Consider the following 10,782-nt stretch of genomic DNA (forward strand, 5'->3'; position numbering starts at 1 on the left):
TCTTTATGATTATAAGTGAAAATAAAGCGCGGACTCGACGCTTTCATAGATATGGATCAAGGCTGCGCGCCCCTTGTGGATTTACCCGGTATTGATAGATGGGCCGGCCGACCCCGTAGGTCAAATCTTCCTGTAAATAGCCGATGGCGCTGAGAAATTTCAGGTATTTCCGGACCGACACCCTGGAAATTTGGGCCAACTGCGCCAGTTCATCTGTCGAAAACACCTTGGCTTCGTTCACGAGAATCACTTGCTGGATGGTTTGCAGCGTTGCTTTCGTCAGCCCTTTCGGCAACGTTTGGACAGTCGTTGACGCCAAAACGGCCGGCTGTTTTCTGCCAAGCAGGCTGTCGATTTCCTGCTGGCTGATTTGTTTATTAGCGTGCAATTTATGGAAATTATTTTGGTACTGCAGGAGCGCTTCCTGGAAACGGCTGAACTCGAAAGGCTTGATCAAATAATCGGAAGCCCCGAGCCTCAAGGCGTGCTGGATTTGCTGGATTTCAGAGGCCGCCGTGATCAAGATGACGTCGAGGTCTTGCTGTTGTTCGCGGAGCATCTGCAAAAATTCGATGCCGGTCAAACCCGGCATGTGGATGTCGAGCAATACCAAATCGATGTCCGACTCCGACAGTATCGCGATTGCCTGCTGGGCGTTTCCGGCGGCGCCGATCACCTCAAAACCGTCCATCCGCCCAACGAATTGCCGGTTCAAGGCGGCCACCATCGGGTCATCTTCTACTATCATTACCTTAATCATCATTTTCACCCCTTGCTTCATACGGCAGCACCAACTCGAATGTCGTGCCCTCGCTCTCCTCGGAGGCCACTTCAATCGAGCCTTCGAGTTTGTCTACGCTGTTTTTCACCAAATGCAATCCGAATCCACGGTGATAGCCTTCCTTACTGGAGACGCCTTTTTCGAACATCGTTTCCTGCAATTCTTCGTCGATGCCGGTTCCTGTATCGCTGATCGTGATCGTCAGCAATTCATCGATATAGGAAAAGGCGGCGTGCACCTGCTTGTGTTCGGTCGTTTGGACATTGTCGATCGCGTTGTCGACCACATTGCCGATGATCGTAATCAGCTCGTGCGTGACTGCCGGATCGTCCGGTTTTGGGATATCGGTCTCGCAACTGATCGAAAGATTCACTTGCGCTTCTCTCGCGAAACTGATTTTCCCGAGAATAAAGCCTGCCAGCACCGGATCCTTGATGGAGCGCGTCACATTGCCGACTTCCACGGCCTGGTGGTCGACCAATTTTGCGATAAACTGCGATACTTGCTCGTATTGCTCCATTTTAATCAAGCCGAGCAAGACATGCAGTTGATTCATGAATTCGTGCGATTGCGCCCGTAAAGTCTCCGCATACATCTCGACGCCGGTCAATTGTTCGGCAAGCAAATCGATTTCCGTCTTGTCCCGGAATGTCACCATCGCGCCGATCACTTGGTCATTCACCAATAAAGGCACTTGGTTCGACAAGATCGACAGGCCATTAAGCTCCTGCTCTTCATCCAAAACGGTATGTTTTTCAAGCAATACACGGTGCGTCTTGAGGCCTGGCAGAAAGTCATGGATCTCCTTGCCGATCGGCTCACGGCCCGTGAAGCCCGCTTTTTCGAACAGCTCTCTCGCCGACCGGTTGGCGAGCATGATGCGCGAATTTTGATCGATCGCGATAACGCCTTCGTAAACGGAATGAAGCATTTGGTTGCGTTCTTCATGGATGCGCGCAATTTCGGGAGGCTCCAGCCCGAACAAGCTCTTTTTGATATAACGCGCCAAGTACAATGCGCCGATGATGCCGAACAATAAGCCTGTCAGCGAACCGATCCAGATGGTCTGCCGGTTTTGCCCGACCGCCGCTTCTACCTCCTCCAAGGAAATACCGACCGAGACTGCACCGATTTGATTATCCTCTTCATCAAACACTGGCGTGAACGCACGGACCGATTGCCCGAGCGTCCCTTCCGCACGCGAGGTGTATTCTTCGCCTGCTAGCACACGGAGTTCATCGCCACCGGCAAACGCCTTGCCGATATTGTCCGGATTCGGATGCGATTTGCGGATGCCATCCATATCCATGACGACGACAAATGACACATCAGCGGCTTGTTGCACGGCCAGCGCATAATCCTGGATATTCGCTTCCGCCGCTTCCTTCTCCAAGCCCTGGTGAATGACTTGCGACTCTGCGGCGGTGCGGGAAATGCTGACGGCTTTATCTTCCAGCTGCTGCTCGATCCGGTCGCCCGATGTATCAGCCACTAACAGATTGGTGATCACGAGAGACACCAACACCACCAATAGCACAAACGAGATAATGATTGTACTTAATTTAAATCGCGACAAAAATGCCATGATGCACCTCATTCTTTACTGCGGAAAAGTTCTTGTAAACAGATGTTTCTACTATAAGCCAAATCAGCCCTAAAGAAAATCGTGGGGATGAACCAAAAAAACAGCCGCAATATTTGCAGCTGCTCGTCTTGGCGAGGATTCAAGTCGCAATCCCCACAGACTTGTTTTCATACTCTGCATTTCCCAGTGCTTTGACGATAAAATGCGCCACATCTGCGCGCGGAATGGTTTTCGATTTACCCGGAACGCCTTCTTCAGACTCCCGGTACTGCCCGCTAAAGGAATCATTGGTCAAGCCCATCGGCCGGACGATCGTATAGGTCAGACCAGCTTCTTGAATGGCATCGGCAGCGGCGCGGTGATCGATGAGCACCTGCTTCAGCACGCCCATCATCAACTTTCCGCCAATGCCTGGAAGTTCATCGTTAATTCCTGCAGATGCCGTGTAGACGATGCGCTTGACGCCATGCTGTTGCATGCCTGCCACGATATTTTTCGCCATCGTTTGCAGATCATCCGACTTTTTCATGCCTTGATTCGAGCCCAAACAGGATACGACCGCGTCATGACCGGCAATTGCTGCGGCTACTTGTTCCACGTGGAACGCATCTCCCTGCATCACCGTTAGTTTATCGTCTGTGACTTTCAATTTGTCCGGCGTCCGCACAAACGCCGTCACTTCATAGCCTTGCTCCAATGCTTGCTCGACGACCGATCGGCCCACGCCGCCTGTCGCCCCGAATACGATGATTTTCATCACGCTTCACCTTGCTTTCATATGAGTTTTTAAGCTATCGAATCCAAAACATAAAACGAATCAACCGGATTCCACACGATCCGAAATGACTTTTACGGCTTTCACGAATTCCTCAACGAACGCTTCGCGATTTACGCTATGCACCACATGGACATTCGGCTTCTCCCCTGTCCGGTTCGTGAAGTCGACCACTGTGGCGCCCGCCGTGATGCCTTCGAGCGATGCTTCCACAAAGCAGTCCTGTCCTTCGAACAACTCCGGTTTCAATAAATACATCACCGCACAGACATCGTGGAAATGCAGCACCTGGTCGTAATTCTCCTCATGAAAAGGAGTTCTCTTGATAACATCCAAATAATGCGTAACGAGGCCATACGCCTTCTCCGCAAATTCAGTGCCGATAGCCAAAATGCCCTGAGCTTCTTCCAGTGTCACAAATGCTTTATGCGTCACATCCAAACCGCTCATGACGATCGGAACGCCCGAGCGGAAGACGATTTCCACCGCATGCGGGTCGACATAGGCATTGAATTCAGCGGACGGCGACATATTGCCGCCAACTGCCGCTCCGCCCATCCACGAAATCCGATCGATCTTCGGTTTTACTTCCGGATGCGCCAGCAATAAGGCCGCCACATTCGTCAAAGGGCCGGTGGCAACAATGGTCATTTTCTCCTCGCTCGAAAGCAAAGTCTCGAGCATCGCGGTCACGGCCGGCCGTTCGCTCACTGGCAAAATCGGCGGAGGAAATTCAACGTTCCCAAATCCGCTCTCCCCGTGAATCTCTTCCGCCATCTCGAGCTCGCGGAACATCGGCTGCTCCAAACCACGTGCTACTTCCACCTCTGCCCCAATATAACTGAGAAACGTCCGTGCATTATAATTCGTCTTGTCCTGCGAAATATTCCCCGAACACGTCGTCACCAAGCGCACATCAAAGAATTCCTCATGCGCGAACGCCAATGTCAGCATCATCGCATCGTCAATTCCGGGGTCCGTATCGATTATCATCGGCAATCTGGCCATCCCTCAAAACCACCTTTTTCATCTGTTGATTTTGATTTTACGCTAGTCTGGGCTTGGAGTGAAATGATAGCAAGTGCCTCTATTGATTACTCAAGAATCACTCCATACAACCATCCATCAAAGTCAGGGACCTTGATGGATGGTTGGCAATATGTATTAATAAAATTCGATAATTACTTCGTTATATGCAGGAGTTTCAAGAAGTGCAGTTAAAATCTCTTCTGTGTTTTTGTCTGCTTCTTCCAAGAATCCTTGTTCGACTTTCTCTTTTTCAAGCTTTTCTTTTTCACGGTTTATATCCTCTACAATTTTCTGAGAAGGATAGTCCGAGAATAACTCATCTTTGATATCTCTAATTTCCATATTTTCAGTGTCAGCCACATTCTCAAGTATCTCTGCTTTCGGTACTCTAACGACCAATTGCTTTGTGCTCTCGTTGTAGGAAGTTTCAATTTCCGAGGCTTTGGATCCCGCTTTTATATACCCATCGTATTCAATTAATCTGATCGCTTCTGCAAATTTAATATCGGACACCCCAGGCAAGGAAATGTTCTTATCGGTCTCACTGACTATGACATTGCTATACTCATACTCAAGTGATGCCAATTCCGCAATCTTTACGATCTGATCCTTCACCAAGGAGGCGTCGGAACTGCTATTGGTAGTGACGCCAAATAAACTTGTTTGTGAAAATGCATAGCCAGCCGCTGCCCCTATAATTAATACAAAGAATAAAATTCCAACCAATTTTTTCATCGTTTAGTTCCCCCACATGTTTAATTTATTGCTCTCTTGATGGTAAACCATAAAATGATTTATTACGCATATTGAAAAATAAGTTCGCCATCTTCTGTGCCCGTTGGTGCAAACTCCAGCTTTTTAAGCAACTGAATGGAAGCCAAGTTTTCAGGAGATGTCCCGGCTTTAATTTTGACCCCAGGATATGCCTGTCGAATCCACTGAATCATGGCTCTAATCGTTTCATAAGCATAGCCTTGTCTTTTAAACATCGGGTTGATAGTATAGCCGATCCAACAAGCTTCGGCTTCCTTTTTAATAAACACATCCCCCATTAGGGACTCGTCGGCTTTACAGATAATCGCTAATTGAGCACCATTTTCCACTACTGGCTCTCTTAATAAAATTTCTTCATATTCTTCTCGAGCCAAGCCTTTAAAATATTGAAACTCCATCCATTCGGGATTATTGCGGTATGTAATAAAAGCATCCAAATCGCTTTCAATAAAAGGCCTGATGTAGCACCTTTCTGACTCAAAGACAGCTTGCCTTTTATCATCTTTCTCCATCTTTTGCGTTCCTCCTCATGGCATGCGCTTGTTACTATACATGCTGCCATTGATCAGTCAGCCGGTAAGAATTTCTTATTTTAGTCTGACTGTGCCACCCAATTAAGTGAAAAGGCCATGGAAAGCCCCCAATAACAAGAAGATTACCAAATGATCGCCAATCGCAATGGCAACATTTTTCTTGCTAATGAGCCCAAACAAAGCGTTTTTCAAATAAACAAGGGCAATAACAAGCCCAATCATTCCCCCCAACACAGCACCTTCAAATAAACTGTTCGCATCTGTCATTTGAACGAGCGTGGCGATCACAAAGGAACTCAAGAAAGCGGTAATCACCGAAAACACATACTTCATCGCGCCTGTCTCTTGATTTTCCTTCCCTACTAATATCGAATAATAGACTGCACCGTAAATCATGTACAGGACACCGCCGATCAACACAGCTAACACATTCACCGTTTGGAAATCGATCATCCTTTTATTCCCTCCATCCGTTTAAGCTCTCTTATAATCGTTACTCGCTCGCTTTATACCATAGGAGAGCCTTATGAGCGAGCTTGTATCTCTTTAATGCTTTTACCGTCCAAGAACGCATGGCCCGTCTGTAAGCTCGCAACGGTCTCGAATCCAGAGCGGACATATACTTTTTCGACCCGTTTGTTGATCGGATGCACCCACAGTTTTTCTAGCTGCATTGCTTGCGCTTCCTTCTGTATGTATTCGAGCAACGCGTCGATTAGCCCTTTTCCTCTATACGCTCTAATGGTCGCAACACTTTCAATTCTTCCCTGATTTCCGTGAACAAACAAGCAGGCAGAAGAACACGGAACGCCGTCGTATTTCAAAACGTAATGGCGATAGCGCGGATCGTTGAATTCCGTCTCAAACGCTTTTTCGCGCACCGCTTTCCCGCCGAACTCTTCAATTTGGCATTCCACCGCCAAAGCCTCTTCGTAATTCCGTTCGGTCACTCTTTCGATCGCAATGTGTTCATTGAACGGAACCGGCGTCAGTTGCTGGTTCCACAACTGAATCGGCTGTGAAAATTGTTCGATCTGAAACCCGCTTTCTTTCAATGTCTCCATAAAGGAGGTCAAAGACTCTATATTTCCCAAATAAAACCTGGGCGTAATTCCTGAGGCCCGGTAAAACGAAACGACTTCGCTAATTACGTTGGCAGGCTCATCCGGCGGCCTGTTCACGTAAGCGTGGTTGGCATCATAATAATCCGGCTGCTTCGGATTGCTGAACAATGCTCCCCAAGGCCGGTTGTGCTTGGTGGAAAAAGACTGCAATAACGCAAAGTCCAGCTCCTCTATCTGCTCTAGTAAATTCATGGATGTTCCGCCTCCCCCCATTTTTTGGTGTGATTCACCGTACTGTATTTACATGATATTCCGATTGAACTTATCGTTTATTGAGTTAAGAAATAGCTTAAATAAATTCAAAACTGCTGATGCCAATTAGATGATCATTTTAGCAAAGCCTTCATGGGATAGGCTTGTCATCATCTCCTATAAGAACTGTATGTGAATTTTAGAACTGATGAAAATTTTCATTTAGGCCTTTGTTTTTCACTCAACAACCGCTCTTTATTCGGTTTTGTGTCATCCAATAGGAAGTCCGCCCACTCGAGTTTCAATTTATCCGTGTTGTCTTGCCAGTACAACAGGCGTTTTTGATAAAAATTAATCTTGTCATGAACTGGTGCTTCAAAATGATCGATACCATGTTTTAAAACTAGAGCCGTTAATTCATACATGGGCAATCCTAACGCATGCGTTTCAACATGAACAGTTGCTCCAGCATGTCCGATGGCGTGGCATAAAGCTCCATATTGCGGGTCACCAATTTCTTTTGCTACGGCATGAGAATTTAAAATAGCGCGTTTGGCTTCGCCCATTTTCATTTTTCCCCTCGCCCAATCTTCGCATAGGGCTAGACAGATTCTTGGTCTTTTCTCTTTCGGGTACTTTTCTTCAAATTCCATTAGAGGTGTTTTTGCACAATCTAAAGCCCACATCACTAATGTCCGATGAGTCTGCCGTTGAATTAGCTGAATCAGTTCTTGTAAACATTCGCTGTCTCGAGAAAATAATATTTGGTTCTTTCGTTGAAATTTGACTTTGACATCAGAAAGCATCCTTACCAGCCCCTCACTAGACATGGGTTACACACTCATCAAGGAGTGGGATCAATTCTTCCATAGAAGAAAATTCCCGGCCCGCTTAATGGAAAGTAGCTAGATTTCCTTTGGCTAAACGAGTGCTATATACTGATTATACAGACTTTTTGACTTTACTATGACGTTTGGAGGAGATCAGATGATGTTCGAAAACAAAGTAGTGGTTGTTAACGGTGGAACGGATGGAATTGGCAAAGAAGTGGTTCATTTCTTTTGCAAGGAAGGGGCTAGCGTTCATTTTACGGGAAGAGACAGCGACAAAGGTGCTCAAGTAGAGAGTGAATGCGACGGAAAGGCCCATTTTCACCAAGTCCATAACGAAAACCCGGAAGAAATCGAAAGCTTTTTTAACGCACTTGAAAATGATGGACACACTGTCGAGATCCTCTTCAACAATGCGGGCGTTCTGTCTATCGGAATGGGGCCCTTGTCTCGAGTAAAGCTGGATGACTGGAATCAGTTGATTGCCGTCAATCAAACGGCGATTTTCCTCTATATGAAATATGCGTTAGCCGTGATGGGCAAGAAAAAACATGGAGTCGTGATTAATAATGCAGCGATCCTCGGAAACGATAAAGTCAATCCGATGCTGCCGGCTTATAGCGGGACTAAAGCGGCGGTTGTCGCGATGACCCAAAGCACTGCCCTTCGTTTTGCCAACCAAGGAATCCGGGTCAATTGCATATCCCCTGGCCCGACAGAAACCGACCTGGCCATTAAAGCATACGGCGGAAAAGAAAATTATGAAAAGCAATCTCAAGGGCATCCTAGAGGAAATTATGGGAAACCAAGTGAGATCGCAGAAGTCGTGCTGTTCTTAGCTTCAGATAAAGCATCTTATATAAACGGTGCGGAAATCGTTGTAGATGGTGGGTATTCTTTAAAATAAATAGACTTAGGAAACAAGATAGGATTAATTTAACCATTTACTATAAAGAGCTTTATTTTCCTGTCGGGTGAAGTAAAGTTTTTTTTACAGTCTTTCACAAGTAGCGCCTGATTGATTCAATAAAACAAAAAGGTTCATTCTTCTCATTAAAAGAAGAATGAACCTTTTCAGTAAACGCTATAAAGGAAAATACATCCGCCTCAGGCTTCTATGTAAGAAGAAAAAGGCAGATGTTTTCTAAAATTTAATTGTAATATAGGTTCTCAGTTGGATATACCGGATCATTGGTGATGTCGATTCCAAGCTTCTTAAAGGTCTGTTCGTTTTCTCTATTCAATATAACCGTAGAATGGGCTTGGGTGTCTTTTAAATGTGGCAATTGCTTATAAGCCAGCTCTGAAGTAGGATTGGTGACCGCACTGATTGCCAGTGCAATGAGCACTTCATTGGCGCTTAATGTCGGGACGCGGCTATTCAATTCATCGGTTTTCAACCGTTGAATCGTTTGTAAAATCATCGGCGACAACAAATCAATTTCATCGGAAATATTGGTCAATTTCTTCAACCCATTCAGAATCGCGGCTGCCGAAGCATCCATCAAAGTGGTCGTTCGACCGGTGATCATCTCGCCATTCGGCAATTCTATCGCAATTACAGCTTGTAAATTCGTGCTGTCAATTTGTGCTTGGACTTCTTTCGCATAATTACGCGCCGGCAATACAGGTGCCCGATCCTCTTTCTTTAAACCGGTCTCTTCTAGAATCACTTGCATGTGGCGTACACTGTCTTCATCGGCAAGCCCTTTTTTATAATCGTTCTCTACGACGAAACTGCGCCGAATGATTTCCTGCTTGGCAGCTTCCTGGACAACGCTATCATCCGTGATGCCCGATTTCAGACGATTAACCCCCATATCAGTCGGTGAGCTGTAAACAGACTCTTTGCCGGTAATCCTTTCGATAATCCGTTTGATGACAGGAAATGTCTCAATATCACGATTGTAATTGACCGCTACTTTCTCATACGCTTCATAATGATAATTATCAATCATGTTTACGTCTTTTAAATCGACGGTAGCCGCTTCATAAGCGATGTTTACTGGGTGCTTTAACGGCAAGTTCCAAACCGGAAAAGTCTCAAACTTGGCATAGCCGGCTTCATTCCCCAGTTTATTCTCATGGTACATTTGGTTAAGACAAGTGGCGAGCTTTCCGCTGCCCGGGCCAGGGGCCGTTACTACCACGATCGGCTTTGTCGTTTTGATATAAGGATTTGTCGCAAATCCTTCTTCCCCAAGGACCGCCTCCACGTTTGCCGGATAACCTTCGATTTCGCGGTGAATACAGACGCTAATTCCGCTTCTCTCAAGCTTTGTCATAAATACTTTGACTGTTGGCTGCCCCTGGTAACGGGTGATCAAGACACTGTTGACAGAAATGCCGTATGCCCGGTATTCATCAATTAAGCGAAGGACATCTTGGTCATAAGTGATGCCGTAATCTTCACGGACTTTGTTTCGTTCGATGTCTCCAGCGTAGACACAGATGATGATTTCCGCCTTTTCTTTCAGTGTATGCAATAGTTTGATTTTGGCATCTTCATCAAATCCAGGCAACACACGCTTGGCATGTTTGTCGCCTATCAATTTCCCGCCAAATTCCAAGTAAAGTTTATCATACTGCTGCACCCGCTCCAGGATGTAGGCTGATTGTTCTTGCAAATATTTCTCCGAATCAAATCCAATTTTTTTCATTAATCTTGGTCCCACTTTCTATACTTCAAGCTCTCTTAACCCGAGTGATAAAACGCCTTAAGAGATACTTCCAAATAAAAATCCATTCTTTATCATTATAAATTTTTGAAAAAAAGTAAATCGGTCCAATTGCTTCATTGATTAGGTTATCCTCATAAGTAAAGTAAGCTTTCCATCGATGTATCCGACTAAAATAACAGAATTTAGCCCACTGTTCAGCATATCCAAATGATCAAAACCTGTTTCCCTTAGCTAGTTTCAATAACTGAAGTAAATTGATTTATCGGCGTAAAGAAAGCATTGGAATTGGTTTTAACAACTCGATTCTCTTTGGCATTTGGACAAATCATGCATAAGCTAGAGATTATTTACTAGCATAAACCTCATTTACTTATGGTACGGCTCACCCTTCATAATCCGGAAAGCCCGATAAATCTGCTCCAGCAAAATCAACTTCATCAATTGGTGCGGAAATGTCATCTTAGAAAACGACAATTTC

12 protein-coding genes are annotated in these 10,782 nt (G+C 45.7%); 1 reads left to right on the forward strand and 11 read right to left on the reverse strand.

Translation table 11 applies throughout. From position 1 onward, the window contains the following. Nucleotides 1-43 precede the first annotated feature (43 nt). The 9 genes from ON064_RS14405 to ON064_RS14445 form a co-directional block, all read right to left on the reverse strand. Nucleotides 44-760, reverse strand: coding sequence for a response regulator (locus ON064_RS14405; RefSeq protein WP_274625312.1), 717 nt, complete (start codon nucleotides 758-760; stop codon nucleotides 44-46). After that, nucleotides 753-2,366 (reverse strand): DcuS/MalK family sensor histidine kinase, encoded by a 1,614-nt coding sequence (gene dcuS / locus ON064_RS14410; RefSeq protein WP_274625313.1) that lies wholly within the window; start codon nucleotides 2,364-2,366, stop codon nucleotides 753-755. The genes ON064_RS14405 and dcuS overlap by 8 nt, the downstream gene beginning before the upstream one ends. Nucleotides 2,367-2,505: 139 nt before the next feature. Continuing rightward, on the reverse strand, nucleotides 2,506-3,123 hold the full coding sequence (locus tag ON064_RS14415; RefSeq protein ID WP_274625314.1) for an NAD(P)-dependent oxidoreductase: 618 nt from the start codon (nucleotides 3,121-3,123) through the stop codon (nucleotides 2,506-2,508). A 60-nt stretch (nucleotides 3,124-3,183) separates the two neighbouring features. Next, complete coding sequence (locus tag ON064_RS14420) at nucleotides 3,184-4,149, reverse strand: nucleoside hydrolase (RefSeq protein WP_274625315.1); 966 nt, start codon at nucleotides 4,147-4,149, stop codon at nucleotides 3,184-3,186. Nucleotides 4,150-4,305: 156 nt separating this feature from the next. Beyond that, entirely contained in the window at nucleotides 4,306-4,905 is a 600-nt protein-coding gene (locus tag ON064_RS14425; RefSeq protein WP_274625316.1) for a DUF4230 domain-containing protein, read from the reverse strand. A 62-nt stretch (nucleotides 4,906-4,967) separates the two neighbouring features. Then, nucleotides 4,968-5,456 (reverse strand): GNAT family N-acetyltransferase, encoded by a 489-nt coding sequence (locus ON064_RS14430; RefSeq protein WP_274625317.1) that lies wholly within the window; start codon nucleotides 5,454-5,456, stop codon nucleotides 4,968-4,970. Between the two features lie 102 nt (nucleotides 5,457-5,558). Beyond that, nucleotides 5,559-5,930 carry a DUF1761 domain-containing protein gene (locus ON064_RS14435; protein WP_274625318.1) on the reverse strand — a complete coding sequence of 124 codons (372 nt, stop codon included), beginning with the start codon at nucleotides 5,928-5,930 and terminating at the stop codon, nucleotides 5,559-5,561. 71 nt (nucleotides 5,931-6,001) lie between these two features. Then, nucleotides 6,002-6,793, reverse strand: coding sequence for a GNAT family N-acetyltransferase (locus ON064_RS14440; protein WP_274625319.1), 792 nt, complete (start codon nucleotides 6,791-6,793; stop codon nucleotides 6,002-6,004). Between the two features lie 218 nt (nucleotides 6,794-7,011). Continuing rightward, nucleotides 7,012-7,599: a putative immunity protein gene (locus tag ON064_RS14445; protein ID WP_274625320.1), complete on the reverse strand. Its 588-nt coding sequence runs from the start codon at nucleotides 7,597-7,599 to the stop codon at nucleotides 7,012-7,014. A gap of 181 nt (nucleotides 7,600-7,780) precedes the next feature. Between ON064_RS14445 and ON064_RS14450 the strand changes: the two genes are divergently transcribed. After that, nucleotides 7,781-8,530, forward strand: coding sequence for an SDR family NAD(P)-dependent oxidoreductase (locus ON064_RS14450; RefSeq protein ID WP_274625321.1), 750 nt, complete (start codon nucleotides 7,781-7,783; stop codon nucleotides 8,528-8,530). Between the two features lie 244 nt (nucleotides 8,531-8,774). On the opposite strand, the gene ON064_RS14455 is transcribed toward ON064_RS14450, so the two are convergent. Both ON064_RS14455 and ON064_RS14460 read right to left on the reverse strand, forming a co-directional pair. Beyond that, nucleotides 8,775-10,283 (reverse strand): DUF1846 domain-containing protein, encoded by a 1,509-nt coding sequence (locus tag ON064_RS14455; protein ID WP_274625322.1) that lies wholly within the window; start codon nucleotides 10,281-10,283, stop codon nucleotides 8,775-8,777. Between the two features lie 387 nt (nucleotides 10,284-10,670). Continuing rightward, on the reverse strand, nucleotides 10,671-10,782 hold a 112-nt coding region (locus ON064_RS14460; RefSeq protein WP_274625323.1), incomplete at its 5' end, for a 23S rRNA (pseudouridine(1915)-N(3))-methyltransferase RlmH.

The organism is Planococcus sp. A6, assembly GCF_028823615.1.
GTDB lineage: Bacteria > Bacillota > Bacilli > Bacillales_A > Planococcaceae > Planococcus.

Bases quoted from the DNA above. Each gene is read 5' to 3' on its own strand.
- ON064_RS14415 (WP_274625314.1), bottom strand. From the start codon at position 3,123: ATGAAAATCATCGTATTCGGGGCGACAGGCGGCGTGGGCCGATCGGTC.
- ON064_RS14450 (WP_274625321.1), top strand. From the start codon at position 7,781: ATGATGTTCGAAAACAAAGTAGTGGTTGTTAACGGTGGAACGGATGGA.
- ON064_RS14430 (WP_274625317.1), bottom strand. From the start codon at position 5,456: ATGGAGAAAGATGATAAAAGGCAAGCTGTCTTTGAGTCAGAAAGGTGC.
- ON064_RS14420 (WP_274625315.1), bottom strand. From the start codon at position 4,149: ATGGCCAGATTGCCGATGATAATCGATACGGACCCCGGAATTGACGAT.
- ON064_RS14435 (WP_274625318.1), bottom strand. From the start codon at position 5,930: ATGATCGATTTCCAAACGGTGAATGTGTTAGCTGTGTTGATCGGCGGT.
- dcuS (WP_274625313.1), bottom strand. From the start codon at position 2,366: ATGGCATTTTTGTCGCGATTTAAATTAAGTACAATCATTATCTCGTTT.
- ON064_RS14445 (WP_274625320.1), bottom strand. From the start codon at position 7,599: ATGCTTTCTGATGTCAAAGTCAAATTTCAACGAAAGAACCAAATATTA.
- ON064_RS14405 (WP_274625312.1), bottom strand. From the start codon at position 760: ATGATTAAGGTAATGATAGTAGAAGATGACCCGATGGTGGCCGCCTTG.
- ON064_RS14440 (WP_274625319.1), bottom strand. From the start codon at position 6,793: ATGAATTTACTAGAGCAGATAGAGGAGCTGGACTTTGCGTTATTGCAG.
- ON064_RS14425 (WP_274625316.1), bottom strand. From the start codon at position 4,905: ATGAAAAAATTGGTTGGAATTTTATTCTTTGTATTAATTATAGGGGCA.
- ON064_RS14455 (WP_274625322.1), bottom strand. From the start codon at position 10,283: ATGAAAAAAATTGGATTTGATTCGGAGAAATATTTGCAAGAACAATCA.